The sequence below is a fragment of the Telluria sp. BA11 genome, from assembly GCF_056680305.1.
The window spans coordinates 3,122,230-3,148,378 of record NZ_CM155275.1; the positions used below are offsets into that span (position 1 = coordinate 3,122,230).

At 66.5% G+C, this 26,149-nt stretch carries 22 protein-coding genes; 11 read left to right on the top strand and 11 right to left on the bottom strand.

All coding sequences use genetic code 11. From position 1 onward, the window contains the following. Positions 1-72: 72 nt before the first annotated feature. The 5 genes from AC1MGT_RS13745 to AC1MGT_RS13765 form a co-directional block, all read right to left on the bottom strand. Positions 73-732, bottom strand: a complete 660-nt coding sequence (locus AC1MGT_RS13745) for a PhaM family polyhydroxyalkanoate granule multifunctional regulatory protein (RefSeq protein WP_499500619.1) — start codon at positions 730-732, stop codon at positions 73-75. A gap of 76 nt (positions 733-808) precedes the next feature. Beyond that, positions 809-1,807 (bottom strand): Bug family tripartite tricarboxylate transporter substrate binding protein, encoded by a 999-nt coding sequence (locus tag AC1MGT_RS13750; protein WP_499500621.1) that lies wholly within the window; start codon positions 1,805-1,807, stop codon positions 809-811. 85 nt (positions 1,808-1,892) lie between these two features. After that, positions 1,893-2,621 carry an SDR family NAD(P)-dependent oxidoreductase gene (locus AC1MGT_RS13755; protein WP_499500623.1) on the bottom strand — a complete coding sequence of 243 codons (729 nt, stop codon included), beginning with the start codon at positions 2,619-2,621 and terminating at the stop codon, positions 1,893-1,895. Between the two features lie 88 nt (positions 2,622-2,709). Continuing rightward, positions 2,710-3,393, bottom strand: coding sequence for a 3-oxoacid CoA-transferase subunit B (locus AC1MGT_RS13760; protein ID WP_499500624.1), 684 nt, complete (start codon positions 3,391-3,393; stop codon positions 2,710-2,712). Further along, positions 3,381-4,058, bottom strand: a complete 678-nt coding sequence (locus AC1MGT_RS13765; RefSeq protein WP_499500626.1) for a 3-oxoacid CoA-transferase subunit A — start codon at positions 4,056-4,058, stop codon at positions 3,381-3,383. Before AC1MGT_RS13765 ends, AC1MGT_RS13760 begins: the two co-directional genes overlap by 13 nt. Positions 4,059-4,231: 173 nt before the next feature. Between AC1MGT_RS13765 and AC1MGT_RS13770 the strand changes: the two genes are divergently transcribed. From AC1MGT_RS13770 to AC1MGT_RS13795, 6 genes are all read left to right on the top strand, one after another. Continuing rightward, a complete protein-coding gene (locus AC1MGT_RS13770; protein ID WP_499500628.1) occupies positions 4,232-5,029 on the top strand; it encodes an IclR family transcriptional regulator domain-containing protein in 798 nt (265 codons plus the stop codon). A 45-nt stretch (positions 5,030-5,074) separates the two neighbouring features. Beyond that, positions 5,075-6,208, top strand: a complete 1,134-nt coding sequence (locus AC1MGT_RS13775; protein WP_499500630.1) for a DUF3108 domain-containing protein — start codon at positions 5,075-5,077, stop codon at positions 6,206-6,208. A 7-nt stretch (positions 6,209-6,215) separates the two neighbouring features. Continuing rightward, complete coding sequence (locus AC1MGT_RS13780; protein WP_332530552.1) at positions 6,216-6,962, top strand: DUF3108 domain-containing protein; 747 nt, start codon at positions 6,216-6,218, stop codon at positions 6,960-6,962. A gap of 169 nt (positions 6,963-7,131) precedes the next feature. Beyond that, the gene (locus AC1MGT_RS13785) at positions 7,132-8,511 is read left to right on the top strand and encodes a hypothetical protein (RefSeq protein WP_332530551.1); all 1,380 of its coding nucleotides are present in this window, start codon (positions 7,132-7,134) and stop codon (positions 8,509-8,511) included. Beyond that, complete coding sequence (locus AC1MGT_RS13790) at positions 8,508-9,233, top strand: hypothetical protein (protein WP_183553974.1); 726 nt, start codon at positions 8,508-8,510, stop codon at positions 9,231-9,233. Before AC1MGT_RS13785 ends, AC1MGT_RS13790 begins: the two co-directional genes overlap by 4 nt. An 8-nt stretch (positions 9,234-9,241) precedes the next feature. Continuing rightward, positions 9,242-12,064, top strand: a complete 2,823-nt coding sequence (locus AC1MGT_RS13795) for an ATP-binding protein (RefSeq protein WP_499500632.1) — start codon at positions 9,242-9,244, stop codon at positions 12,062-12,064. A gap of 33 nt (positions 12,065-12,097) precedes the next feature. Here AC1MGT_RS13795 and AC1MGT_RS13800 read toward each other — a convergent pair whose 3' ends face one another. Then, positions 12,098-12,616 (bottom strand): CcdC protein domain-containing protein, encoded by a 519-nt coding sequence (locus AC1MGT_RS13800; protein ID WP_499500634.1) that lies wholly within the window; start codon positions 12,614-12,616, stop codon positions 12,098-12,100. A gap of 118 nt (positions 12,617-12,734) precedes the next feature. On the opposite strand from AC1MGT_RS13800, the gene AC1MGT_RS13805 reads away from it, so the two are divergent. After that, the gene (locus tag AC1MGT_RS13805; RefSeq protein WP_183553968.1) at positions 12,735-12,920 is read left to right on the top strand and encodes a hypothetical protein; all 186 of its coding nucleotides are present in this window, start codon (positions 12,735-12,737) and stop codon (positions 12,918-12,920) included. A gap of 55 nt (positions 12,921-12,975) precedes the next feature. After that, the gene (locus AC1MGT_RS13810; protein WP_499500636.1) at positions 12,976-13,677 is read left to right on the top strand and encodes a YjjG family noncanonical pyrimidine nucleotidase; all 702 of its coding nucleotides are present in this window, start codon (positions 12,976-12,978) and stop codon (positions 13,675-13,677) included. Here the strand turns inward: AC1MGT_RS13810 and AC1MGT_RS13815 are convergent. Continuing rightward, positions 13,651-15,258 carry a GGDEF domain-containing protein gene (locus tag AC1MGT_RS13815; RefSeq protein ID WP_499500638.1) on the bottom strand — a complete coding sequence of 536 codons (1,608 nt, stop codon included), beginning with the start codon at positions 15,256-15,258 and terminating at the stop codon, positions 13,651-13,653. The genes AC1MGT_RS13810 and AC1MGT_RS13815 overlap by 27 nt on opposite strands. A 299-nt stretch (positions 15,259-15,557) precedes the next feature. Between AC1MGT_RS13815 and AC1MGT_RS13820 the strand changes: the two genes are divergently transcribed. Then, entirely contained in the window at positions 15,558-16,607 is a 1,050-nt protein-coding gene (locus AC1MGT_RS13820) for an NAD(P)-dependent alcohol dehydrogenase (RefSeq protein WP_499500640.1), read from the top strand. A gap of 89 nt (positions 16,608-16,696) precedes the next feature. Next, on the top strand, positions 16,697-17,899 hold the full coding sequence (locus AC1MGT_RS13825) for an MFS transporter (protein WP_499500641.1): 1,203 nt from the start codon (positions 16,697-16,699) through the stop codon (positions 17,897-17,899). Here AC1MGT_RS13825 and AC1MGT_RS13830 read toward each other — a convergent pair. After that, entirely contained in the window at positions 17,887-18,780 is an 894-nt protein-coding gene (locus tag AC1MGT_RS13830; protein WP_499500643.1) for a LysR family transcriptional regulator, read from the bottom strand. The two genes, AC1MGT_RS13825 and AC1MGT_RS13830, sit on opposite strands and share 13 nt — an antisense overlap. Positions 18,781-18,786: 6 nt before the next feature. Continuing rightward, positions 18,787-19,107 carry a hypothetical protein gene (locus AC1MGT_RS13835; RefSeq protein ID WP_183553958.1) on the bottom strand — a complete coding sequence of 107 codons (321 nt, stop codon included), beginning with the start codon at positions 19,105-19,107 and terminating at the stop codon, positions 18,787-18,789. On the opposite strand from AC1MGT_RS13835, the gene AC1MGT_RS13840 reads away from it, so the two are divergent. After that, on the top strand, positions 19,106-19,771 hold the full coding sequence (locus AC1MGT_RS13840) for a DUF6622 family protein (protein ID WP_499500644.1): 666 nt from the start codon (positions 19,106-19,108) through the stop codon (positions 19,769-19,771). The genes AC1MGT_RS13835 and AC1MGT_RS13840 overlap by 2 nt on opposite strands. Positions 19,772-19,777: 6 nt before the next feature. Here AC1MGT_RS13840 and AC1MGT_RS13845 read toward each other — a convergent pair whose 3' ends face one another. Both AC1MGT_RS13845 and AC1MGT_RS13850 read right to left on the bottom strand, forming a co-directional pair. Continuing rightward, entirely contained in the window at positions 19,778-24,229 is a 4,452-nt protein-coding gene (locus AC1MGT_RS13845) for a translocation/assembly module TamB domain-containing protein (RefSeq protein WP_499500646.1), read from the bottom strand. After that, positions 24,229-26,106: an autotransporter assembly complex protein TamA gene (locus tag AC1MGT_RS13850; RefSeq protein WP_499500648.1), complete on the bottom strand. Its 1,878-nt coding sequence runs from the start codon at positions 26,104-26,106 to the stop codon at positions 24,229-24,231. Before AC1MGT_RS13850 ends, AC1MGT_RS13845 begins: the two co-directional genes overlap by 1 nt. Positions 26,107-26,149: the final 43 nt, after the last annotated feature.

A 26,149-nucleotide genomic window follows, 5' to 3' on the forward strand; every position in this document is an offset into this window, starting at 1 on the left:
TCATGCGCATGCGCTACCAGCACCGTCAATGGGACGCCTCAAGGCATCCCTGCAACGCCCCGGCTGCTGGCGTCAGGTCTTGTCGGTCTTGCTGCGGCCGTTGCGCCGGGCACGTGCGGCGGGTTCCTCCGATGGCGCATCAGGCGCAGCAGGGGCCGCGTCGGCTGCATGGGCGTCATCGGCAGCCGCCGCGCCTTCGGCCGGTATGGTACTGGCCACGGCGTGACGGAACTGATCCTGCAACAGGTTCCACCACGCCACGGCGGCCGGCATGGCGGCGCCCGCAGCATCGGGTGCGGCCTGCGCGGCATCGGGCGCTGGTGGCGGTGGCGGTGGCGGCGTTGGTGTTGGGGTTGGTGGCGTCGGGGCCGGCGCCGTAGCCGCCTGCGCCATCTGGGCAAAGAACTGCGCGAACGGCGCAACTGTCGACTCGCTGACCTTTGTCTGGCCCATCGCCTGGGCCATGCTATCGCCCATCGCCTTGAGCGTGGCCAGCGTGCCGCGCTGGATTTCCAGGGCCTGGATCGTACCGTGCAGCATGTTCTGGTTGAGGGTGAGCCAGGCCTCGACCGCCTTCAGGTCGGCGATCTTCTTGTCGAGGTCTTCCACCGACATGCCCGCGCCGGGCAGCGGCGGCATGCCCGGCATGGTGCCGGGGATCTGCATGCCACCCCACAGGTTCTTGACGAATTCGAGGGTGTCGGTCATTCCTGGCATGGGCGGTTTGAGCATGTGGCGTCTCCTGTGGTGGTGCGGCTAGCGTAGCAGATAACGCCGGGGCGGACCACGCCCCGCGCACCACGGCAGCTTACTGCGCTGTCGCGCCGGACTGCTTGACGATCTTGCCCCACTTGACCGTCTCGCTGGCGATGAAGGCCGCGAACTGCGCCGGCGTCTCGCCGGCTGGTTCGGCGCCTTGCTCCAGCAGCTTGTTCTTGACGTCCGGGTCGGCCAGCGCCTTGAGGATCGCTGCGTTCAGCTTGGCCACGACAGGGGCCGGCGTTTCGGCCGGCGCCAGCAGGCCGAACCACGATGTGGCTTCGTAGCCAGGCACACCGGCTTCGGCGACCGTCGGCACGTCGGGCAGTGCCGGCGAGCGCTGCGCCGTAGTGACGGCCAGGGGGCGCAGTTTGCCGGCTTTGACGTGGCTGATCGCCGACGGCATATTGTCAAACATGATCGCGATGTGGTTGCCCAGCAGGTCATTGACGGCCGGCGCGCTGCCCTTGTAGGCCACGTGCTGGATGTCGACCCCGGCCATCTGCTTGAACAATTCGCCGGACAGGTGAATCGACGTGCCGCTGCCCGACGAGCCGAACGTGACCTTGCCGGGATTGGCCTTGGTATACGCCATCAGCTCCTTGACCGTCTTGAACGGCTGCGCCGGATTGGCCACCAGCAGGTTCGGCACCAGCGCCACGCGCGTGAGCGGTGCGAAATCCTTGATCGGATCGAACGCCAGTTTCGGGTACAGGCTCTGGTTGATGGCGTGGGTGCCGACCGTGCCCATGAGGATCGTGTAGCCGTCGGGCGCGGCGCGCGCCACGAGCTGCGTGCCGATATTGCCGCCTGCGCCCGCGCGGTTGTCGATGATGACCGGCTGGCCAAGATCCTTGCTGATGAATTGGCCCAGCACGCGTGCCAGGATGTCGGTCGTGCCGCCGGCCGAGAACGGGACAATGATCGTGATGGCCTTGGTGGGGAAAGCTTGGGCCTGCGCCGTCAGCGGCGTCAGGGCCAGCAGGCCGAGGGCCGACGCAGCGGCGAGGGTGAGGGTACGGCGGTTCGACAAAAAGGTGCGTGACATGATGTGTCTCCAATAAGGACAACGGATGCGGCGAAATGGACCGGGCACGCGCGCGGACGGCAGCCAGGCCTTGTTGCAGATCGAATCAGACCGGGGCCACGCCCAGCGTGGTGCCGCCACACACATACAGCACCTGGCCAGTGACGAAACCATTATCGGGCGACAGGAAAAAGGCGGCGGCGCGCGCCACATCGGCTGGCGTGCCGAGGCGGCCCACCACGATGCTGTCGATGATGCGCCGGGTCTGCGGCGCGCCTTCGGGATTGCTGTTGTGGAAAAGTTCGGTCGCGATCGGCCCCGGCGCCACGGCATTGACGGTGATGCCGTCGCCGCCCAGTTCGAGCGCCAGCGTGCGCGTCAGGCCGATCAGGCCGGCCTTGGTGGCGGCGTACACGATGCGCTCGGCCTTGCCCAGCGCCGCGCGCGAGGCGATGTTGACGATGCGGCCGTGTCCCGACGTGCGCAGCGCCGGCAGGAAGGCCTGGACCAGAAGGATGGCGGCTTTCAGATGCAGGTCCACGACATGGTCGAGATCCTCCATCGTGGCCGTGTCGATGGTGCCGGGGCGGGTGGCGCCCGCATTATTGACCAGCGCCGTCACGTTGTAGGCGGCCGCGATCTGTTGCGCGATCACGCGGGTCTCGTTCTGGCGCGTCAGGTCGGCCTGGAACGACACGAGCCGGTCATGCCGCCAGTCGGGCTGGCGGTAGTCGAGATTGACCACCGTGCGGCCTTGCTCGATCAGCGTCTCGCAGATGGCCCTGCCAATGCCGGCGCTGCCGCCGGTGACCAGGGTCACGTCTTGTCGATGCATATTGTCTCCTTGTATTTTTATAGGAAAGCGCTGGCGTCGGGCGCCGGCTGCTTGACAAACCAGGGTAGGGCGGGCTTCTCCTTCGTGGTCAGACGCGTTGGGTAATGAGCGGGAGGTCGTCAGCGTGCGCCTGCGTCGCATCCGTCAAGGCCAGCCCGGTGATGTGTTCGAGTTCGGCAAACGACAGGCCGTCGACGATGTCCCGCACCACCAGGCCAGCGGGCGTCACATCGAGCACGGCCAGGTCGGTGTAGATGCGGCTCACGCACGTCAGGCCCGTGAGCGGATAAGTGCAGCGCTCGACGATCTTGCTGGCGCCGTCGCGCGTCTGGTGCTCCATCATGACGAACACGCGCTTGGCGCCGATGGCCAGGTCCATCGCGCCGCCCACGGCGGGAATCGCATCCGGCGCGCCGGTATGCCAGTTGGCCAGGTCGCCCTGCACGGACACCTGGAACGCACCGAGCACGCAGATGTCGAGGTGCCCGCCGCGCATCATCGCGAACGAGTCGGCGTGGTGGAAGTAGCTGCCGCCGGCCAGCAGCGTCACCGGCTGTTTGCCGGCGTTGATCAGGTCTTCGTCTTCGTCGCCGGGGGCGGGCGGCGGGCCCATGCCGAGCAGGCCGTTCTCGCTGTGCAGAAAAATCTCGCGGTCCGGGGGCAGGTGCGCGCCGACCAGCGTCGGCAGGCCGATCCCCAGGTTCACGTAAGCGCCTTCGGGAATGTCGCGCGCGACACGCGCGGCGATCTGGTCGCGGCTCAAGCGTTGCATGCGGCGTCTCCCTGTACGACACGCTGGACGAAGATGCCCGGTGTGACGATGGCTTCCGGATCGAGTTCGCCCAGTTCGACCACGCGGGTGACCTGGGCGATCGTGCAGCGCGCCGCCATCGCCATGATCGGGCCGAAGTTGCGCGCGGTCTTGCGGTACACCAGATTGCCCCAGCGGTCGCCGTGGAGGGCCTTGATCAGTGCGAAGTCAGCGTGGATCGGCGACTCAAGCACATAGTGGCGGCCGTCGATGAGGCGCGTTTCCTTGCCGGCCGCCAGATCGGTGCCGTAGCCGGTGGGCGAAAAAAAGCCGCCGATGCCGGCGCCGGCGGCGCGGATGCGCTCGGCCAGATTGCCTTGCGGCGTGAGTTCGAGCTCGATCTCGCCGGCCCGGTACAGCGCGTCGAACACGTGCGAATCGGCCTGGCGCGGGAACGAGCAGATGATCTTGCGCACGCGGCGCGCCTTGAGCAGCGCCGCCAGGCCGGTGTCGCCGTTGCCGGCATTGTTGTTGACGATGACGAGGTCGCGCGCCCCTTGTGCGATCAGCGCGTCGATCAGGGCGGCCGGCATGCCGGCAGTGCCGAAGCCACCGATCAGGATGGTCGCGCCATCGGGGATGTCGGCCACCGCCGCGGCCACCGACGGGGAAATCTTGTCGATCATGGTGCAGGTCCTTTCCAGCGCAACGCGCGTTGACACTGTTCGATAATCGCCCTAATGTCTGATCACTGAACAGATGAATCGAGTGTAGAAGTGTGCCGGCCCGGGGCGCAAGCCGGCACGATGGAATGTGTTCGATTGCCGAACAGTTTATTGCGTCATTTCCAAGGAGCACCATGAACACGCCACACGAGCCTGAACTGCCAGCGGACACTATCGCCAGCGACCCGAATTTCATGCTGTCGCTGGCGCGCGGACTGGCGGTGCTGCAGGCGTTCAGCGATCAGCGCCGCAGCCTGACGATTGCCCAGATCAGCCACCGCACGGCGATTCCGCGCGCATCGGTGCGGCGCTGCCTGCACACGCTGATTGCGCTGGGTTATGCCAGCGCGGACGGCAACCAGTTCTCGCTCAAGCCCAAGGTGCTGTCGCTCGGCTACTCGTACCTGTCGTCGACGCCGCTCACGGTCTCGGCCCATCCCTACCTGAACCAGGTCAGCCGCAGCCTGAACGAATCGTGCTCGCTCGGCGTGCTGCAGGACGACGAAGTGCTGTACGTGGGGCGCTCGGCCGCCTCGCGCATCATGTCGGTGTCGCTGACCACCGGCAGCCGCCTGCCGGCGTACTGCACGGCGCTGGGCCGCATGCTGCTGGCGCACCTGCCGGCGCCAGAGCTGGACGACTATCTGGCGCGCGTGCCGCTCAAGGCCATGACCGAGCGCACGGTGGTCAATCCCGAGCGGCTCAGGGCCATCCTGGCGGACGTGCGCACCGCCGGCTACGTGCTGGTCGAAGAAGAGCTGGAGGTCGGCCTGCGCTCGATCTCGGTCCCCGTACGCGGCGCCTCGGGCAATGTGCTGGCGGCGCTGAACATCGGGGCGCACGCGGCGCGGGTGTCGCGGCGCAAGATGGAAGAAGAGTTTTTGCCAGTACTGCGCGCGAGCGCGCAAGAGCTGTCGATCCTGTTGCCCTGATCCCGGCACGCGTGTCCATCCCGGCGCGCGCGCTACACTAGCGTCATGCCATCCGCACCGATTCTTCTTCCCCGTCGCCGCCGGCTGCTGCCCGTGGTGCTGGTCGTGCTGCTGCACTGGATCGTCCTGACCGAGCTGCAGCACGTCAGCCCGGTCCTGCCGCCGGCGGCCACGCTAGGTGCCGCGCCCGTGACGCTGGTGGCCCAACTGCTGCCCGCTGCTGCGCCAGAGCCTGCGCCTGAACCGGTGCCAGTGCCGGAGGCCAGTCTGCCGCCATTGCCCCGGATGCCGCCGGTGCCGGTGGAGATTGCGGTGCCCGACCGGCCAGGGGACATTACGCCGGTGACCGATACGGTGCCTTCCGGGGATGGTGCTGGCGCAGCGCCGGCCGCGCCGGTGCCCGAGCCGATACCGGCGGCGCCGGCCCCACAGGCGCCACCAGCATCCGCGCCGGCAGCGGCGGCGTCGCCACCGCCGCCACCCGCAGCACCGGAAGCGCGCCGCTACGTCATCGACATGCCACCACCCGCGAAGATCACGCTCGACGTCGCGCGCACGGATGCCGATGGCACCACATGGTCGGGCGAGGCGCTGCTGGCCTGGCAATCGAATGCGGACAGTTATCGCATCCAGGTCGAAGCGGGCATTCGCGTTGTGTTCGCGCGGGTCAATCTGGTGGTGTTGAAGAGCGAGGGCGCGGTAGCTGCAACGGGTTTTGCGCCGATCACGATGACCGAGAAGCGACGCGGCCGCGCCATGACTGCCACCCATTTCGACTGGGGCAAGGGCCTGATCACGTTCTCGGCATCCGAGGCGATGTACGGGCTGCCGCCCGGCGCCCAGGACAAGGCCAGCATCCCGCTGCAACTGGCGGCGATCGCGCGCGGCGACCCGAAGCAGCTCACGGGCGCCATTGACATCTTCGTTGGTGAAGATCGCGATGCGGCAATCTACCGCTTCACGGTGGTAGGGCAGGAACAGATCGATACCAAACTTGGCACACTGCAAACCTGGCACCTGACGCGTCCGCCGCAGCCGGGCTCGTACAAGTCGCAGCTGGACATCTGGCTGGCCCCCGCACATGGCTGGTATCCGGTGCGGATTCGCAATACCGAGCGCAACGGAGCAGTAACCACGCAAACAGTGAATAATATCGTCTTGGACCATTCAGGATCTTGATATGCCTATGAACAATATTCGACACATCGGTGCAGCCCTGGCGCTGACCTTCGCACTGGGTGGCGCGTCCGCCCAGCCCGCCCATCAGGCCGTCAAGCGCGCGTTTGAATTGCCGCCATCGGCCGATCTGGCGTACGACCTGGCCGCGCGCCAGAAGGGCCTGGCCCTGAAGGGTGACGCCACCGTCAACTGGCGCGCCGGCGACGGCAAGTACGACGTGCGCTTCGAGTCGCGCGTGGCGATCCTGGGCACGTTGCTCGACAACCGCAGCCAGGGCGTGATTGATGCCTACGGCCTGGCGCCGACCGAGTTTTCCGAAAAGCGCATGCGCAAGGACCCCACCTCGATTACCTTCGACCGGGCCGCAAAGACGATGCGGTTCTCGGAAGGCGAGAAGACCTATCCGCTCAAGGGCGGGGAGCAGGACCGCGTGTCGGTTACCTGGCAACTGGCCGCCGTGGCGCGCGCTGCCGGCGACAAGTTCAAGCCGGGCACCGAGTGGCCGTTCTTCGTGGCAGGGCGCAGCAGCGCCGAGACCTGGACCTTCAAGGTCGTGCGGAGCGAAAAAGTCAAAACGGGCCTGGGCGAAGTCGACGCGATTCTGGTCACCCGCGCCGCCCTGAAAGGCAGCCGCGACCAGAGCGTGGACGTCTGGCTGGCGCCGGCGCACGAATACTATCCGGTCAAGATCCGCTTCACCGAAGGCGACAAGGAAACCATCGAGCAGACGCTCAAGAGCGTGACCAAGTCGTAAGTCTGACATGCGCCGCAGCGGTGTTGCAGAGGCTGCCCTGGCAGGCAGCCATTCCGGAATTGCCCAGTCTTAACTGTTATACTGACGCCCCCGCGAAGCTGGCCGGGTCTGTGGTAACAAATGCAATGCAGACCCGTCTCGGCCGCGCACGAGACTGGTTATTAACAAAATGATCGACCCCCAAGCCGGCGCGGCGCACGCTGCCGACGCCTCGACGACAGCGCAGGAACTTGATCCGCTGCAGGTACACTTCCAGGATGGCATTGCTCCGGACGAAATCGAGCAAGTCTTCCACCTCAAGCGTGCCCAGCCAATGCTGTCGGCCTTCACGGCCCTGTTCCACGGCACGCAGGACGGCGTGCTGGTGCGTCTGCTCGTCCTGCGCGAACTGGCTGGCGATGCGTCCACATCGGCCTTCTCGCGCGCCGACATCAACCAGAAGCTGGCCTATCTCGTCCCCGAAAGCCTGGAAACGGTGCTCAACCGCCTGCGCGGCCACGGCCTGCTGGCCTGGGACGCCCCGGCGGCCGTCTACCGCATCACGCCGCTGGCGCGCAACGTCTTGTCTGCGCTGGAAACCCTGCTGGCGCTGGGCAAGCCGGAAGGTGACGAAGCCGAGATGGGCTTCCTGCTGTCGCAAGTGGCCGGCGCCCAGGCCGTGGGCGGCGTCACGGTCGACCAGCTGAAACACTTGCTGGGCCGCCTGGTCGAACTGACCGAGGAATTTCGCGATGCGATCGCGTCCGGCTCCGAGTTTCGCCTGCGCACGTCGCAGGCAAAGTGGCATATGGCCTGCGACTGGGTCGAGAAGGGTTCGGTCATCCTGCGCGCCATCACGTCCGATGAACGGGCCGATGCCGCCACGCACCGCGCGGCGCAGGCGATCGGCCGCGCGCAAAGTGCACTGCTGAACATGCAGGGCATGTTCTCGCGCGCGCTGAACCAGATCGAACGCCAGCGCGTGCACCTGGGCCAGTCGGGCCTGTCGACCACCGACGTCAAGCGCTGGCTGCTGGCGCACGACGACCTGGCGAGCCTGGCCGCCGGCGCGATCGACCGCCCGGTCACCCCGCTGTTCGGCACCCCGGCCGAGATGATCGACGTGGCCGAGACCGAACTGCTGGCCGAACGCATCATCTCGACCGGCCCGAAAGGCCTACCGAGCGGCCAGGATGCGCCGCTGACGGTCAACGACAATCCGGCCATGCAGCTCGAGCTGAATGACTGGATCAACAAGCTGGCCGATTTTGCCAACCTGGGCAACTTCCCCGAATTTTCGAGTGTCGGCCCGCGCCGGGTGCAGCTGCACGAATCGCTGCTGCCGGCCACGTTCGCGCTGGCCTCGTACCGCGCCTCGCTGCTGCCGCTCCTGGGCGATGCGTCCGAAGCGAGCCTGCAGGGCGCAACCGCCGAACTGGCGCGCCTGCCGCTCACGTTCGTCTCGCTTGACGAGATGGTCCAGCTGAACGACCCGGAAGTGGCGGCCATGTCGGTCGCGACCCTTTCACTGAATGCCGATTCCACTCCTGATGGACAGCCTGCCCCATGAATGACGATGCACAAATCCTGATCGCGCGCCTGCTGACGCACCAGACCCTGCGCCGCGACGACAAGATGGTCAAGCGCGCGCTGTCGGACGACCAGTTCCGCGCCGAAGTCGACAAGCGCCTGCTCGAATCGGGCCTGAAGCTGCTCGACAACGTGTATGCCGACCACGTCACCGTGGCCCTGCACCGCAACGTCGAGCCGAAGATCTTCGGGGCCAAGGACATCTGGCAGAACAATAACTTCGGCCTGACGCGCGATGGCGTGGCCTTGCTCGTCGTGCTGTGGGCGCAGATCATCCTGCCCAAGCGCGAGCGCCAGGAAACCCACACGACGATCGACGACGACCAGAACGACATGTTCGAGAAGGAGTTGTCGATCCCGCGCGCCGAAGACACGTCGATCGGCATTTCGTACACGGCGCTGCTGTCGGACTTCGGCGACAAGCTGGGCAAGAAGACGCGCATGGACATGAACCTGGGCGTGCTGTCGAAGCTGGGCTTCATCGAGCGCCGTGGCGACGTGATCCTGGAAGGCCCGCTGCTCGACCTGATGATGGACACCGACGTGCTCAAGGAACGCATCATCAATGGCGCGCTGTCCGAAGTGTTCAAGCGCGCCCCGCTGGCAGCTGCCCCGCGCCGCGTGGCCCCGGTCGATGCCGACGCCGCCAACGATGCCCTGGCGCCCGACGGCGCCCTTGATGTCCCTGACACTCCGAATTGAGATAGCCGATGTTCCACATTAAATCACTCGAACTGGTCCACTGGGATTACTGGCAGCGGATCAAGAACATCCCGCTCGACGCCAAGATCATCACGATCGCCGGCCAGAACGGCTCGGGCAAGACCACGCTGCTCGATGCGATGCGCACGCTGTTCGGGCTCGATTGCTCGATGGGCCGCACGTACAAACACTATGCGCGCCACTCGGGCCAGCAAAGCGCCTGGCTGCGCGCCGTCGTCGACAACAAGCCGGTAGGCCGCCAGTTGTCGAACCGGCCGTTTCGTCATTCGGGCTTTTTCGCCGACGATGAAGTCACGCTCTTTTGCCAGGTGCAAAAGAACGGCGGCGACTGGAAGCGCCAGTACCTGATGCGTCCCGGGAACGTCGAGATCGAGGAAGTGACCGAAGCGACCGACTGGCTGGGCGTGGAAAACTACCGCAAGCGCCTGGCGTCGGCCGGCCTGTCGCCGGCCATGTCGAAAGTGCTGGCGCTCGAGCAGGGCGAAACCGACAAGCTGTGCGAATACGCGCCGCGCCAGTTGCTCGACCTGGTGTTCCAGGTGTTTGGCGACAAGGAAGTGCTGGACGCCTACGACGAAGCCAAGCGCCACCAGCGCGATACCGAGACCGAGCTGAAACGCTTTGAGGCCGAACTGGAAGCCTCGCGCACGAACCTTGAAGGCTTGCGCCTGCGCGTGGCCAACCACCATCAGTGGTCCGACCTGCACGCAGAAAAGCGCGAGCTGCACGAAGAAGTGCTGCCGGCGCTGCAGTACCACGAAGCGCGCGAGAAAGCGCTCCTGGTTTCGCGCACGCTGCGTGAAGCGAAAAAGCCCCTGGTGCAGGCCGACGGCCAGCTGGCCGAGAAACGCAGCCAGCTGGCCAGCCAGCAGCGCGCGCTGACCGAAGCGCAAAAGCAGGAAACGCAGCTCGAGCAGGAGGGCGGCGAACTGGCCCGCCGCCTGACGGAAGTGAACACGCGCCTGAAACCGCTGGAAAGCCTGCTGGAACAGCGCGACCGCCTGCAAAAGCTGTCGGCCGATGCCGGCGCCGACATTGCCGAAGTGGGCAAGCAGCTGGGTGAAAAAGAAGCCGAGCTGGCGCGCCAGAAGAGCGCGCGCGAAGCCGTGTCGACCAAGATCGCGGGCGAGCTGGCGACGATCTCCCAGTTGCAGGGCAAGAGCGCGATGCCCGAGCCCGAAGCACAGCGCCTGATGCGCCGCGCACTGCGCGACGAAGGCATCGCGCACGCCATGCTGTCGGACATCGTCGAAGTGACGGACCCGAAATGGCAGGGTGCGGTCGAAGGTGTGCTCGGTGGTTACGCCTCGGTCGTGCTGCTTGAAAAAGCCTCGGATGCCGCCAACGCCTACCGCCTGGCCGAGAAGGAGCGCTATCGCCACTTCATCGTGCCCGATTGCGTGACGGCGCCAGTCGTCAAGGACGACAGCTTACTGTCGGTGGTGAGTTTCTCTGGCAAGGCGCCGGGCTGGCTGATCGACCAGCTGGAACGCATCGTGCGCGTCGATTCGGTCGACGACGGCTTCAAGAGCCGCTCGGACGAATGGATCACGCCGGACGCGTACCACCGCGAACGCCGCGGTGGCCGCTCGCTGTTCGTCGAAGCATCGCGTTATCGCTTTGGCGCAGCCGGCAAGACGCAGCGCCTGGAAGCGATCCAGAAATCGCTGCCGGCGCTGGAACAGAAGGAAGATGCGCTGACGCTGGCGATCTCGAAGCTGGCCGCCGAAGTGGGCGGCCTGAAGGCGCGCATCGCTGGCGTCGACGCAGCCAAGGAACTGTCGGCGCGCCAGGAAGAATTCGAGGAAGCAGCGCGTGCACTGGCGCCGCTCAAAGCCGAGCGGATGGAAGTGGGCGCGCGCCTGGGCGAGCTGCAAACGCTGAGCAAGAACGCGACCGTCGCGCGCACCCGCGCCGACACCGTGTGGCAGAACGCGCGCATGGCGCTGTCGGAAGCCGAGGCAGGCATGCGCCTGAACCATCGCCGCCAGATCGACCAGCGCACCGAGCACGCCAAAGCACTGCTGGAATTGCGCCGCAGCTGGCGCGCAGTGCCGGGCGCCTGGAAGAATCCGAACTGGCGCGGCGACCTGGTGGCCAAGCACCAGAATGCGCACCAGGTCAATCTGCGCCTGGGCTCCCTTGAGGGTTCGCTGGCGCGCGACGACTGGGAACTCGATCCGACGGTGGTCGACCAGTACGCGCGCCTGCACGACCAGCTCGAAAGCCGCCAGACTGAGACCGAGGAGCGCCGCTACCAGAACAACCGCGCGATCGAAGCGACCGGCAATGCACGCGGCGCCTACATCGAGCGCCTGCGCTACACGATCAAGACCTACACCAAGAACATCCGCGAATTGGGTGGCCTGGCCGGGATCGACGTGCAGGCGGATCCGGTGCGGCTCGAGAACGACGATGTGCAGTTGTCGCAGGCTGGCCTGCACGTGCGCTTCAAGTTCGACGGCAAGGACCAGATCGGGATGAACGACGGCGAAGCGTCGGGCGGCCAGCAGGTCATGAAGTCGCTGGTGCTGCTGATTGGCCTGCTCAAGTCCGAGGAAGGCTCGGGTGGCTTCGTGTTCATCGATGAACCGTTTGCCCACCTGGATATCCGCAACATCCAGCTGGTCGGCGAGTTTTTGAAGAACACCGACGCCCAGTACCTGATGACGACCCCGCTGACGCACAACACGGACGTCTACGACCCGTCGGAACTGACGCTCATCACGAGCAAGAAGAAGAAGGACCAGCAGTGGGCGCAGCCGATTTTCGTGCTGCAGCGCCGGAAGGAAGACGCGAAGGCGGCTTGATGCAAAAAAGGGATCCGATGCGGATCCCTTTTTTTATGCCTGCAAGCTCTCGCGCTTGGCCCGCCGCCGCCAGCGCAGCAGCCCGACCGAATAGCAGGCGAAGTAGCCACTGGTGAGACCCACGCACAGCATGGTCAGCGGGCTGTCGCTCAGCTGCGGCGTGGGCAAGCCCTTGCCCTGGTTGGCGTAGATCTCGACGCCGATGTACAGGATGCGCGCCACCAGGATCATTGCCATCACCAGGCCCAGGCGGGCGTTCGGCGTGAAGAAGTAACCCTCGGGCGTGTCCTCGAAGCGCGACAGCTTCAGGCCCCATACGCCGTAGCCGATGCCGCCGGCGGCGCCCACCAGCAGCGCCGCCAGGTTGTACGGGCTGGCGAATAGCTGCGCCGCCGGCACCAGGATCATCGCGCCAAACACCAGGATGCCCGTGTAATGGCGCTGGTAGATCGAGCGCTGGCGCAGCATCTGCTTCTTGATGCGCGCGTAGATGCGCCAGACCAGCAGCGGGGTCAGGACGAGCAGGGCCAGGGTGGTGATCGAAAGTTCCATGGGGACGGTCAGCAGGCGGTGTTCGGAAAGACCGCATTGTAGCCCACTGCCGGCGCGCGCCGCGCCGCAGGAGCGCATGCTAAGGTGACCCAATCAGCCAATTGAGGAGGACCGCATCATGCAAGCAGGCCATACCGCGCAATCAGCGCCGCCGTTTTCCATCCACGCCCATCGCGCGCCCGATCCGGCGCCCGTCGACGATCCGATGCCCGATCCGTTCGAGGCGCCGCATCCGCATCCGCACCACCAGCCGGGCCATCTGCCGCACGATGACGAGCCGGTGCCCGATCCAAACCCCAGCTGACGCAGGTTGGCGGCCGGTGCTACCATGGAGCATTGCCGCTTTACTGTTGGACGCAATGAAACACCGACTCTTCCTGTTTGACCTCGACGACACCCTGCTCGATTTTCGGGCTTCCGAACAAGCTTCCTTTCAGCGCACGATGGCGCACCTCGATCTGCGTGACGGCCTCGACACCCTGTTCGCGCAGTACCAGATGACCAATGTCGCGCTGTGGCGCCTCTTTGAACAGGGCGCCGTGTCGAAGGACTTCCTGCGCATCGAACGCTTTCGCAAGACCTTCGCCGACAACGGGATCGACCTCGATCCGCACGTTGCCAGCGATGTGTACAGCGAATCCCTTGCCGATACCGTCGTGCTGGTCGATGGCGCCGTGCAGCTGTGCGAGACGCTGGCCGGGATCGGCGAAGTGGGCATCATCACCAACGGCGCGCATGCGATCCAGCACCGGCGCATCGCCAGTTCGGGCCTGGCCCCGTCGCTGTCGTTCGTCGCCACGTCCGAAGCCTGCGGCTTTGCCAAGCCGGACAGCCGCTTCTTCGAATACACCAGCAAGATGGCGCGCACCTTCACCAAGCCCGATACGGTGATCGTGGGCGACCGCCTGGACGCCGACATCCTCGGCGCGAACCGCTTCGGCATCGACAGCATCTGGTTCAATCCGGGCCGCCTGGCCAACGAATCGCTCGCGATTCCTACCTGCGAAGTCGACAGCCTGCACGACATCGACGCCTCATTGCGCCGCCTGGCCCTCGCCTGAACCGGCGTCAGCGCCGGTGGCGCTGAAGGCCGCGCCGGATACCCGGTTGCGGCCCGCAGCCTTGGCCTGGTAGAGCTGCGTGTCCGCGCGCACGACCAGGTCGGCGGTGCTCAAGGACTCCTTGCCGCCAGGCTCGAAGGAGGCCACGCCGAGACTGGCCGTGATGGTTTCGAAGGGCGATTGCATATGCGCGATACGCAGGCCGAGAATGTCCTGGCGCATGCGTTCGGCAACGGCCAGTGCGCCATGCAGATCGGTCGCCGGCAGGATGATGGCGAATTCTTCGCCGCCGTAGCGGGCGGGCAGGTCACCGGTGCGATTCAGGCTGGCGGCCAGCACGCCGCCCACGCCCTGCAGGCAGGCATCACCGGCCGGATGGCCGTAATGGTCGTTGTACTTCTTGAAGTAGTCGATGTCGAGCAGGATCAGCGCCAGCGGCGCATTGCTGCGCTGCGCGCGGCGCCATTCATGGTCGAGCATGTCATCGAAGCGGCGCCGGTTGGCCAGTTGCGTGAGTTTGTCGGTGTGCGCCAGTTCGTGCAGCCCCAGGTTATCGCGCTGCAGGTCTTCGGAATAGGCGCGCAAGGTCTGGTCGAGCCGGTCGCGGATCGCGATCTGCCGCACCAGTTTGCGCCCGAACAGCGTGAACAGGGCCGCGGTCAGCAGTGTGACGGCGCCGATCAGGAAACTCGAACGCTTCCAGTCGCCCAGCAGCTCCTCCTTGGTCTGGCCGACGGCGATCACGAATGGAAAGCGGTCGATCCGGCGATAGCTGTAGAGCCGTTCGATCTTGTCAACCGTGGCGGTCAGGAACTCGGCGCCGGCCGACTTGTTGCGGATCGCCTGGAACACCACCCCATGCGACAGGTTGGTGCCGATGATCTTCTCGTCGAACGGGCGCCGGTAGACTACCGTGCCGTCGTCCAGCCCCAGCAGCACCGTGCCGGTGCGGCCAATATCGAGGTCGTCGTAGATCTGTTCGAAGAAGTTGACCTTCAGCGTGACCAGCACGACACCGGCAAAGCTGCCGTCGGCATGGTCTATGCGGCGCGACACCGGCAATACCCAGATGCCGCTCGAGCGGCTGCGCACCGGATGCGCTATGTGGATGTCGCGGCCCGGATGCTCGCGGTGGTATTGAAAATACGCGCGGTCGGCGTTGTTGGCCATGACCGGCTGGTCCAGCGACGTGGCCAGCCAGGCGCCATCTTCGCCATACACGAAGATGCCATGCAGCTCGGGTGACGTGTGGTTCAGGTCGGCCAGGTGCGCCTGCAACCGCGCCAGCGCCGCAGGGCTCGTGCCATCGTGTTCGACCCGCTCGGCGACGTTGGCCAGCGCCATGCTCGTGGTCTTCATGGCCGATTCGACCTGGGCCCCGACCATGCGCGCGACATTGCTGGTCGCGACCGTGGTCTGCGCGATCTGCGCCTGGCGTGTCGTCTCGATGAACCACGCGGCAAAGGCCACCAGCAGGATGCAGGCCAGTACCGTCGCGGCGACCACGAAGCGCACCACGGGCCTGCGCTTGCTGGACAAGCGCAGGAAATCGAGGGCCGGATTGTCGTTGGATGGTGTCAATGCGTGTCAGCTCCTTGAAATGCGACCGGGGTTGCACGTCGCTCCTGCATGATGCGACGTTCTCCCCGACGTATTGTGCCACCGGCGTCGATGCTATGGCGCAAGCCGCCCGTGTCTGGCAGGCCGGTGTATTCATGAGGGAGCGTCATATCCCCCATGAGCGAATCGGCCTTACTCTCGCGCGCCAGCAAGGCTATAGTGATCGCTGGTAGATTCACCCAGTGCCGCCGCGCCACTGCGCGACCCTGCGGCCATCCCGCTAGTTCAAGTAAACAAGCAAGACCACCACAAGGATTCCCATGACTGTCAAAGCCTATGGCGCCCACGCGCCAGACCAAGCCCTCGAATCGATGGACATCACGCGCCGCGCACCTGGCGCGCACGACGTGCAGATCGCGATCAACTTCTGCGGCGTTTGTCACTCCGACCTGCACACCGTGCGCGGCGAATGGGCCGGCTCGCAGTTTCCCTGCGTGCCAGGCCACGAGATCGTCGGCCGCGTGTCGGCGATCGGCGCGCACGTCACGAAGCACAAGGTTGGTGACCTGGTCGGTGTCGGCTGCATGGTCGACTCGTGCAAGGCGTGCGCCGATTGCGGCGAAGGCCTCGAAAACTATTGCGACAATATGGTCGGCACCTATAACGGGCCAACCCCGGATGCACCGGGCCATACGCTGGGCGGCTACTCCGAGCAGATTGTCGTGCACGAGCGCTTCGTGCTGCGCGTGACGCACCCGCAAGAGCAACTGGCCGCCGTGGCGCCGCTGCTGTGCGCCGGCATCACCGTCTGGTCGCCGCTGCGCCACTGGAACGCGGGTCCGGGCAAGAAGGTCGGCATCGTCGGCATCGGTGGCCTGGGCCACATGGGCATCAAGCTGGCCCACGCGATGGGCGCGCATGTCGTGGCGTTCACGACGTCGGCATCCAAGCGCGAGGATGCGCTGGCGCTGGGCGCCGATGAAGTCGTGATCTCGAAGGATGCCGACGCCATGGCGGCGCAGGCCAAGACCCTCGACCTGATCATCAACACGGTGGCCGCGCCGCACGACCTGGACGCGTTCCTGCAGATCCTCAAGCGCGATGGCACCATGGTGCTGGTTGGCGCGCCGGATTCGCCGCACCCATCGCCACAGGTGTTCAGCCTGATCATGAAGCGCCGCGCGATCGCTGGCTCGATGATCGGCGGGATCCCTGAAACCCAGGAGATGCTCGATTTCTGCGCCGAACACGGCATCGTGTCGGACATCGAGATGATCCGCGCCGACGAGATCAACGGCGCCTACGAGCGCATGCTCAAGGGTGACGTCAAGTACCGCTTCGTGATCGACAGCGCCACGCTGGCTGCGTAAGTTTTCTTCGGCCCCATCGCGGGCCGCATCTCCGCTCCTCCTGCGCCCTGGTGCAGGAGGAGCGTTTGTTTTCCACTCCTGCATAACCAATGAATCCAACCATTTCCGTCGCTTGCGACAGCAAGCCGGCCGGGCCCGCGGCATGGGGCGCCGTGCTGGCGATGTCGCTTGCCGCCTTTGCCCTCGTCGCATCCGAATTCATGCCGGTCAGCCTGCTCACGCCACTGGCGGCCGACCTGCGCATCACCGAAGGCCAAGCCGGGCAATCAATTGCCATTTCAGGTGCGTTCGCGCTGCTGACCAGTCTGTGCCTGACGTCGGTCGTGGGGCGGCTCGACCGCAAGACGCTGCTGCTGGCGCTGACCGGCCTGATGATCGCCTCGGGCACCGTGGCCGCATTTGCGCCGAACTATCCGCTGTTTATGGTCGGCCGCGCGCTGATCGGCGTGGCCATCGGCGGCTTCTGGTCAATGTCGGCTGCCACCGCGATGCGCCTGGTGCCCACGGCCGACGTGCCGCGCGCGCTGGCCATCCTCAATGGCGGCAATGCGCTGGCCACGGTGATTGCCGCGCCGGCGGGCAGTTATCTGGGCGGTGTAATCGGCTGGCGTGGCGCCTTCTTTTGCCTGGTGCCGGTGGCGACGCTGGCCCTGGCCTGGCTCTGGTTCAGCCTTCCGGCGCTGCGTCCGGAACACCGGCAGGCGCCGGCCAGCATGTTCACATTGTTGAAGCGCCCCGCGGTCTGTCTGGGCATGGCGGCGGCGAGCCTGTTCTTCATGGGGCAGTTTGCGCTGTTCACCTATTTGCGGCCGTTCCTGGAAACCGTCACCCGCGTCGATGTATCGACGCTGTCGATGATGCTGCTGGTGCTGGGTGTGGCCGGGTTCATCGGCACGACGCTGATCGGGTCCGTGCTCAAGGAACGCATGTACCCGGTTCTGATCGCGATCCCGCTCGTCATGGCGGCAATCGCGGCGGCGCTGCTCGTCGTCGGCCAGTCAGTGGCAGCAACGACGGTGCTGCTGGCCATCTGGGGGCTGGTGGCGACGGCGGCGCCGGTGGGCTGGTGGACCTGGCTGGCGCGCACGTTGCCGCGCGATGCCGAAGCCGGCGGCGGCCTGATGGTGGCGGTGGTACAACTGGCGATCATGCTCGGCGCCACCGGCGGCGGCCTGCTGTTCGACGCCAGCGGCCATGGCGCCACCTTCGGGTTTAGCGCCGCCGTGCTGGTGGCGGCCAGCTTGCTGGCGTTACTGGCGGCGCGCGCGGGCCGCGTCGATCAACCAGGGTAGCGCAGCGCGTCGATCACGAGACCCAGTGCGCGCGACGAATGGCGCCGGCTCGGGTAGTAGGCGTGCAGGCCGGGAAAGCTGGGGCACCAGTCTTCCATCACGCTGACCAGGCGCCCGGCCTCTACATGCGGCGCGACCAGGCTCTCGGGCAGAAAGGTCACGCCCACGCCATCGAGCGCCGCAGCGAGCATGTGATGAACGTTGGTAAACACTGCCTGGCCACGCACGCGCGCCTCGACCGGCTGGCCGTCATGCAGCAATTCCCACGCATACAGCCCGCCGCTGCTGGCCAGCCGCAGATTGATGCAGTTGTGCGTCATGAGATCCTGCAGCGACGCCGGCGCCGGCTGGCGCGCGAAGTAGGCGGGCGCGCCCACGATCCGCATCGGCACGTCGGCCGTCAGGCGCACGGCAATCATGTCCTTCTCCACTTGGTCGCCATGGCGCACGCCAATGTCGAAGCGCTCGGCCGCGATGTCCACCAGGCGGTAGTCCGAGCTGATTTCGATGTGCAGCTCGGGATACTGCGGCAGCAGTGGGGCGATGCGTGGCCACAGCACCGTGTCGATCACATGATCAATCGCCGTGATGCGCACGGTGCCGGCGGGCTTGTCGCCCAGGTCGGTGATGGCGGTGATCTCGGCATCGATTTCTTCCAGGCGCGGGCCCACGTTCTGCAACAGGCGCTCGCCCGCTTCGGTGGGCGAAACGCTGCGTGTCGTGCGCGTGAGCAGGCGCACGCCCAGGCGCTCTTCGAGCCCGCGCACGATGTGGCTGAGGGCCGATTGGCTCATGCCCAGCTTGGCGGCGGCGCGCGTGAAGCTGCGCTCGCGCGCAACGGCGATGAAGACGAGGATGTCGTTGATGTTGTCGCGGGCCATGCGGGCTCAAGCCTGATCGGCCTCGCCGCCGCTGCGGGTGCTGCGCAGCCAGTCGCTGCCCTTGCCAGCCAGCGCCGTATCGATGACGCCCTGCGGCAGGCTGTAGACGGTGGCCCAGGTGGCGCGCCCGTCGATATCGTTGGACGGGAAGCTGGTGGTCTCGATCGGCCAGTGGTACTTGCGTTTCAGCGCGCGCACGATCGCGGCCAGCGTCACGCGTCCGCGCAGCGGCTCGCTGCCGGCCTGGTCGGCGTTCGACAACAGGACAGCGAGCACTGCGCCGCGTGCGGTGCGTGGGCCGGGGAAGATGGGATGTTTGCTTGCCATGGCCAGATTCTACCCGGCCAGCGCAAAGTTCGCGCCGCGCGGCAGGCGGTTCGCGCCAGCCCGGCGCCGCTTCGTCGCACCGGATGCCGCGACGCCTGGCGTGTCCGCACAATGCATGCACCTTCTACCTGCCACGGAGCTTGCCATGCTGATGCTGATCCAGATCCTGACCCACACGCCCCTGTATGTCTGGGCCATCCTCGCGTTCCTGCTCTGGCGCGGCGTCGCCGAGATGCGCGATCGCGAACTGACGCTGCGCCGGATGCTGATCCTGCCGCTGGTGATGCTGGGATTGTCGCTGAACGATATGGCGCTCAAGTTCGACATGGGAATGGTGCTGGTGGCCGCCTGGGGCACCGGCTGCGCGGCGGCGATGCTGCTGGCCTGGCGGTTCGGCCGCACGCGCATCGCAGCCGGTACGGCGCCGGACTCCGTGCTGGTGCGTGGCAGCGTGATGCCATTGATGCTGATGCTGGCGATCTTTCTGACCAAGTACATCACGTCGGTCGTGCTGGTGATCCAGCCGCAGCTGGCGCAGCAGCTGGCGGTGGCCGCGACGATCTGTCTGGTGTTCGGTGTGTTCAACGGGGTGCTGCTTGGCCGCCTGGCACGCATGGCGGGTGCCGTGGGACAGCAGCGGACAGGGTTGTCCGCTGCTGTCTAGACCAGCTTAGTCGAACGCCCACGAATAGAGGATATCGAGCGCGCTGTTGGTCCCGGTCTGGAACTGCAGCGAGATACGCGGCGTGAGCTTGTAGCGCAGGCGTACCAGGCTCGATGCGGTGCTGGTGCCTTGCTCGAAGCTCAGGTAAGCGCGCTGCGAGATGCGCTTGCCGACCGTGACCACGGTGCTTTCCAGTCCCGAACCGCTGCCGCCGTTAGCGCCCTGTTTCAGGCCCAGTTCATCCACGCCCAGCGAGTTGGCGATCTTCGACTGAATGCCACCGGTGCCGCCGCTGCCACCCAGCAGGGCGCTGGCAGCTGCTGTCAGCACGCCTTTCTGGTCGCCGCTGGCTGCTTCCATGCCCTGGCCCAGCACGAGCCACGACAGCTTGTCGCTGTCGGACACGTTCGGCGTCGACACCAGCCGCGCCGTCGGCGATTGCGCCGTGCCGCGCACCTGCACGCCCGCTTCGACGTTGGTCTCGGACAGCTGCTCGCCCTCGGGGCGCTTGCGCACCGCGAGGATGTCGAGTGACGGGTTGTCGTACGGGCCGCTGAAGGTCATCACGGCGCGTTCGATCGACAGGTTCTGGCCATACGCAGCGTAGGTGCCGTTCAGCGCGCGGATGGTGCCGTTGATGCGTGGCTGGCCGCTGCCCGTCATGCGCACGCGGGCAGTGCCGGCCAGGTAGGCGTCGATGCCCATCGCGCGGATGTGGAAGTCGTCGCCCAGGTCGGCTGCGAGATCCACGGTCAGCGGTACTTCCTTCTCGCTGGTTTTTGGTGTTGGCTTGGTGGTGGCGCGGCCCAGCACGATGACGTCGTCCGAGATCGTCGGCGTGCCTTGCGGCGCGAATTCGATCAGGGCGCGGTCAGCGCGGAATTTGCCTTCCAGTGCAAAGCGGCTGGCGTCGCGCACGAGCGACGCCTGGCCGCTCAGGATCACGGTGCGATCCGGGCGCGACAGGGCCTCAAGCTTGTCCATGTTGAGGCGAATGTCCATCGTCGGCGCGCCGTCGGCAAAGCGTACGTAACCGCTGGCGGCGGCGCCGCCCTGACGGCCCTGGAACGACAGCTTCTCGATGCGCAGCTGGTCGCCGCCAAGCAGCGCGCGCAGTTCGCCATTGCGCAGGTTCACGCCCTGTTCGGCCCAGCGCACGCCCAGCTTGTCGCCATCGAGATTGCCGTTCAGGCTCGGCTTGCCGATGGTGCCGCCACCCGTCATCGCCACGCGCAGCGCGCCGTCGAGTTCGAGGCCCGGCTGGCCGGCCAGCGCTGCGAGCCAGGCGATTGACGGGATGTTGGCGTTGGCCGTCATGCGCAGCGGGCTGGCGCTCTCCAGTCGGCCGTTGATCATCTGCGCATTGGCGTCGATCTTGGCCACGCCGGTGCGGGCGCCGTCCAGGTCCAGGTTCACGCGCAGGCTGCTGCCCACCACTTCGGCGCGCGCCTCCAGCTGGCGCAGGCCAAGCGGCACGGGCGTGTCGCCACCGACGATGGCGTCGCCCTTTTCGCGGAACACGCGCACATTGCCGGCCAGCGAAGGCGCGGCGCCCTCGGCTCGCGGCGCGCGCATGTCGACCGACCAGGCAGCGCCCAGCGTCAGGTCGCCGCGCGCATTGTCGGCCAGCGCTGGCGAGAACTGCGCCAGGTAGGTCAGCGGGACATTGTCGGCGTGGCCGCGGCTGGCCCAGCGCGGGCCGTCCTTGGTCAACGCGTCGACCGTGATGCTGCCGTTCGGCAGGGCGATCACGGCGCCATTGAAGGCGATGCGCTCGGGGCTGGCCAGGCCGGCGAGACCGCCGCCCGGCGCGCCGCTGACCGTCAATGGCACCGGCTTTTGCAGGTTCATCGCATAGCGGCCACGGTTTTGCAGCGCGGCCAGCGTGCCGCTCCAGGTGTCCTTCGAGAAGGCGCCACGCAGTTCGGCATTGGCATCGAACGCATCGCCCAGCGCCGACAGGCGCAGCGTGTGCGCGCCGCGGGTGCCGTCGGTTTTCAGGCGCACGGACGCCACGCGGGTGTCGCCGTTGACGTAGTCGAGCACCTCGACATCGGTCACCAGTGGGTCGCTTGCGCCGCGGCCAGAACCGAGGTTGGCGCTGGCTTTCAGCGAGCGCACCGTGTGCGTGCCCATGGCGCGCAGGTTCTGGCCCGCGATGGTCGCCGTGAGCGAAGGCGTGTCGGCGGTGCCGGACAGGACACCCGAGCCACGCAGCACGCCGCCGTACTCGGGACCGAACGCGGCCAGTTGCGGCGCATCGATGCGCCAGTTGAGCGCATCGCGCGCGGCACCAAAACTGCCGGTAGCGGCGATGACGTTCGGACCCACGTGCAGGTCGACGTTGGCGTCGGACACGTGGCGGCGGTCGGCCGCCAGGCGCGCATGGCCCCAGAACGGCGAATTGGCCAGCGTCGAGTCGACCACCTTGAGGTCGAGCGCGCCGCGCCAGTCGGCGCCCGCGCGGCCGCTGCCGGTAAAGGTCGAATTGATCTTGCCGGCGAGCGGTGAACCGAAGGCGGCCGGGTTGAAGCGTTCGGTCGCGCCGGTGGCCTTGACCTCGACCACACGTGCATCCTCGGGGCCGCCCAGCCAGGCTTCGCCCTGGGCGCGCACGACGCCGCTGTTGTTCTTGCGCTGGGCATCGACCCAGCCCAGGTTGCGCGCGTTGACGTCGAACGTCGTGCGCGGCGCCGCCATGGTGCCGGTGACGACACCGTTGGCAACGACCGCGCCATACAGGTCGGCGCGCACGGCGGCGAGCTGGCGGCCGTCCAGGCGCCATTGCAGGCGGTCGCCGGCGCCGCCGAACGCGCCTTTCAGGTCGACCGTGTTCTGGCCCAGCGCCAGGTTGGCATCGATGCCGGCAAAGCGCTTGGCGTCGGCCGTCAGTTTGCCCTTGCCGCTGAGCGGCTGGTTCATCAGGCGGCTCTGGCGCACGGCGAAGTCGGCGTCGACCTTCCACGCGGGCGTCAAAACGCCGGCGGCATTGACCGTGGCGTTGATGTCGGCCGCGGGCAGGTCGCCGAATTCGGACGGGTCGAAGCGGCTGGCGTTGGCCGTGGCCTTGAAGGCCTGGTCGCCTTCGAGATTCATGGTGCCGCTGGCGGTGACGCTGCCGCGCCCCGCGCGCAGCGTCGCTTCACGCAGCGTGGCCACATTGTTTTCCAGCGTGGCCAGCGCGCTCAAGCGCAGGCCGGCGTCGATCAGGTTCGCCTCTAACGTCTGGCGCGTCGCTTCGTTGGTGACCGCGATATCGCCCTTGATCGCCGTTGGCTTCATGGCCGAATGCACTTCGCGCAGGTTGAAGCGGTCGGTGTGCAGCGCGAAGCGCGCGGTACCGATGCCTTCTTCGTCCTTGGCGCGCTGCACGCCGCCTGTGCCGGTGAATGTGCCGGCCGCGCCGAAGTCGAGCAGCACGTTCGAGATGTCCAGCGCAGAAAGATTCCCACCTAATTGGCCGCGCGCCGCGCGCAGTGGCAGGCGTTGCTGATCGATCGTGCCTTCCGGCCCGGTATTGGTGATGTCGACGCTGCCGCTGATATTGCGTTGTTCGTCCAGCTTGCCGACGACCGCGAAGGTCAGGTCGGCGGTCGGCAGGGCAGGGTTGAAGAAGCCCGGATCGACGTTGCGGCCATTGATGCGCAGCGCGCGCAGCGGGATCTCGGCGTACGGCGCGAGCGTGAAATGGGCGTCGCCGATGGCGCGCCCGGCAGTGCCGGTGGCGTCGATCTGCGTGGCGTTCTGGATGTCGCCGCCAACCTTGATCTGCAACTGCGCGGCGCGTGCGCCGGCGCTGGCCTGCGATTGCGTCAGGCTGCCGGTGGCGTCGATCTTGAAGGGACGGGCGGCGCCGACGGTGGCATTGGCGGCGACCTGGCCCCACGGCGTGGCCGCCGTGGCGTTCTGCACGATCCAGCTGCGCTTGTCGCCCTTGGCGCGCGCGCGGATATTGTCGATGCGCGTTTCGGCGCCGCCGATATTCACCATCGTCATATTGGCCAGGCGAGCGTCGTCGACCTCGATGCGGAATGGCGGCGCCAGACTGGCCGGGAGCACGGACGGCTCGTCGGTTTCCTTCAGCGTCTGCATGCGCACGCTGGCGGCCCACAGCTGGTCGATCAGAATGCCGCCCGACAGCACCTGGCCCGGCGACCAGTCGATATCGATCTTGTTGGCGGTGATGACCTGCTCGTCGGTGCGCCAGATCAGGCGGTCGATGTGCATCTTGCCGTACAAGGTACCGCTCACGCCCGTGACCGTGAGCTTGCCGCCGGTGGCGCTGGCAACGCGCTGGGCGATCATCTGCAGGGTGGTTTCGCGGCCCAGGTACCACAATGTGCCGCCAACGATGACGCCGGTGGCGACAAGGCCGATTGCGACGCGGCGCGGCCAGCGGCGTTGGTTGGTCTGGGCTTGGTCGGGCGTCGGCGCCGGGGTGTTTTCAGGTGTATCCATCAGAACGTGAATCCGAGTGAGAAGTGCAGGCGCGCCTTGCGCACCGCGTGGCCGTAGGCCAGGTCGACATTGATCGGACCGACCGGGCTGCGCCAGCGCGCGCCCACGCCGTAGCCCGACTTGGGATTGAGGTCGCCGAACTTGTCGGCGGCATTGCCGACGTCATAGAACACGGCCACGCCCCAGGGCGGCTTGAACCAGTACTGGTATTCGGCGCTGGCCGTGGCCAAGTAGCGCCCGCCCACGGTCGCGCCGTTTTCCTGCACGCCCAGCTCTTGATAGCCGTAACCGCGCACCGACTGGTCGCCGCCAGCGCGGAACAGGAAGGTACCCGGCACGCCGAGCTTTTCTTTTGACGCCACCGCGCCCGTTTCGCCGCGCAGGATCAGCGAGCCCGCCGTGCCCACCGGCTTGTAGTAGATGCCGCGCAGGTACAGGCGCAGGAATTTTTCATCGGTCAGCAGCGGCAGCACGGCGCCGCCGAACTGCGCATTGACCACATAGCCGTTGGTCGGCAGGATCAGGCTGTCGAGCTTGCGCTTCGTGATGCTGTAGGTGAGCGGCAAGCTCTTGGCGCGGGTGGGTTCCAGGCCCTGCACTTCGCGCTCTTCGATCAGCGCTTCGAACGTCACGCTTTGTTCCAGCAGGGGCGTACCCCAGGCGCGGCGTGCAGCGATGTTGGCCAGCGTTGTCAGTTCGCCGCGCAGGTCTTCGCGTTCGACGCCGGCGCTGACGCTGTCGTTGTAACCCTTGGCCGTGGTTGGCCAGAAGAATTCGCCCTTGGCCGTCTGGCGCTTCTGTTCGTAGATCAGGTCGCTCTTGAAGCGCTTGCCGAACACGTTCAGGTCGTCATAGCTCAGCTGTGCGCGGCCGCCCGTGTCGGTCGAAAAGCCCACGCCGACTTCGACGTTCTTCTGTTTGTTCTCCGTGACATTCACCACCACCGGCAGCGTGGTCGGGCCGGTCGCCGGTTCCGGCGTGGCCGGATTGGCGTCGCTGTCGGCGTCTTCCTTGATGTCGGCGATTTCGGCGTTGAGCACGGCGCGCATGTCGGCGCTCACTTCGACGCTGGCGAAGTAGCCGGTCTCCTGCAAGCGCGCTTGCAGCGCCTGCAGCGCCGCTTCACTGTACTGGTCGCCCGGATTGATTTTGTTGAGGTTGGTGATGACCTCGGCCGGGTAACGCTTCAGGCCGCGGATGCGCAACTGGCCGAAGCGCATCTCGGGGCCCGAATCGATCACCACGCGCAGCAGCGCGCGGCGCGAATCCGGATCGACCGTCGCGCTGGTTTCGACCAGGCGCGCGCGCGGGAAGCGGCTTTGCGCGATATCGCGCACCAGACCTTTCTTGGCGCCTTCCCAGTCGGACTGGCGGAACTGGCTGCCCACCGGCAGCGTCCAGCGGTTGCGCAGGGAGCCGGCATCGAACGGTGCGCCGCCTTCTTCAAAGGCAGCAAAGCCCTGCAGCACCAGGTCGACGTCGCCCACCAGCACAGGCTGGCCCGGATCGACGATCACGCGCGCAACCGGACGTGCACCGCTGGTATCCAGACCTACCGAGACTTTCGGTGAGTAATAACCTTCGGTGGCGATCAGGCTGGTCGCTTGCGCCGGCGCTTCTTTCACGAGGCGCTGCAACTGGTCGATGTCGACGCGCGAATTACCGCGCCAGCGCATCAGGTCGAGGTTCTCTTCAAGCAACTCCTCCAGCGCGCCCGGCGCGTCGATGCGCACCGTGTAATCGACGCCGGTCGTAGCTTGCGCATGGACGGCGGTGGCAAACACGAATGCGCCGACACCCAGCAGGGAGCGTTGCAGCAGCGGAGGAAGTGTGCGCTGGCGGGGACCCTTGCGCGGGTGGGGATTCGATCGTGACAACGTGACGCTCCATTGGGTGACTCGTTCGCATCTTAACTGATTG

Excerpts from the sequence above, each read along its gene's own strand:
- AC1MGT_RS13750 (WP_499500621.1), bottom strand. The coding sequence starts at position 1,807 with ATGTCACGCACCTTTTTGTCGAACCGCCGTACCCTCACCCTCGCCGCT.
- AC1MGT_RS13780 (WP_332530552.1), top strand. The coding sequence starts at position 6,216 with ATGAACAATATTCGACACATCGGTGCAGCCCTGGCGCTGACCTTCGCA.
- AC1MGT_RS13770 (WP_499500628.1), top strand. The coding sequence starts at position 4,232 with ATGAACACGCCACACGAGCCTGAACTGCCAGCGGACACTATCGCCAGC.
- AC1MGT_RS13845 (WP_499500646.1), bottom strand. The coding sequence starts at position 24,229 with ATGGATACACCTGAAAACACCCCGGCGCCGACGCCCGACCAAGCCCAG.
- AC1MGT_RS13830 (WP_499500643.1), bottom strand. The coding sequence starts at position 18,780 with ATGGCCCGCGACAACATCAACGACATCCTCGTCTTCATCGCCGTTGCG.
- AC1MGT_RS13805 (WP_183553968.1), top strand. The coding sequence starts at position 12,735 with ATGCAAGCAGGCCATACCGCGCAATCAGCGCCGCCGTTTTCCATCCAC.
- AC1MGT_RS13775 (WP_499500630.1), top strand. The coding sequence starts at position 5,075 with ATGCCATCCGCACCGATTCTTCTTCCCCGTCGCCGCCGGCTGCTGCCC.
- AC1MGT_RS13745 (WP_499500619.1), bottom strand. The coding sequence starts at position 732 with ATGCTCAAACCGCCCATGCCAGGAATGACCGACACCCTCGAATTCGTC.
- AC1MGT_RS13785 (WP_332530551.1), top strand. The coding sequence starts at position 7,132 with ATGATCGACCCCCAAGCCGGCGCGGCGCACGCTGCCGACGCCTCGACG.
- AC1MGT_RS13790 (WP_183553974.1), top strand. The coding sequence starts at position 8,508 with ATGAATGACGATGCACAAATCCTGATCGCGCGCCTGCTGACGCACCAG.
- AC1MGT_RS13755 (WP_499500623.1), bottom strand. The coding sequence starts at position 2,621 with ATGCATCGACAAGACGTGACCCTGGTCACCGGCGGCAGCGCCGGCATT.
- AC1MGT_RS13825 (WP_499500641.1), top strand. The coding sequence starts at position 16,697 with ATGAATCCAACCATTTCCGTCGCTTGCGACAGCAAGCCGGCCGGGCCC.
- AC1MGT_RS13835 (WP_183553958.1), bottom strand. The coding sequence starts at position 19,107 with ATGGCAAGCAAACATCCCATCTTCCCCGGCCCACGCACCGCACGCGGC.
- AC1MGT_RS13820 (WP_499500640.1), top strand. The coding sequence starts at position 15,558 with ATGACTGTCAAAGCCTATGGCGCCCACGCGCCAGACCAAGCCCTCGAA.
- AC1MGT_RS13810 (WP_499500636.1), top strand. The coding sequence starts at position 12,976 with ATGAAACACCGACTCTTCCTGTTTGACCTCGACGACACCCTGCTCGAT.
- AC1MGT_RS13760 (WP_499500624.1), bottom strand. The coding sequence starts at position 3,393 with ATGCAACGCTTGAGCCGCGACCAGATCGCCGCGCGTGTCGCGCGCGAC.
- AC1MGT_RS13795 (WP_499500632.1), top strand. The coding sequence starts at position 9,242 with ATGTTCCACATTAAATCACTCGAACTGGTCCACTGGGATTACTGGCAG.
- AC1MGT_RS13765 (WP_499500626.1), bottom strand. The coding sequence starts at position 4,058 with ATGATCGACAAGATTTCCCCGTCGGTGGCCGCGGCGGTGGCCGACATC.
- AC1MGT_RS13800 (WP_499500634.1), bottom strand. The coding sequence starts at position 12,616 with ATGGAACTTTCGATCACCACCCTGGCCCTGCTCGTCCTGACCCCGCTG.
- AC1MGT_RS13840 (WP_499500644.1), top strand. The coding sequence starts at position 19,106 with ATGGCCAGATTCTACCCGGCCAGCGCAAAGTTCGCGCCGCGCGGCAGG.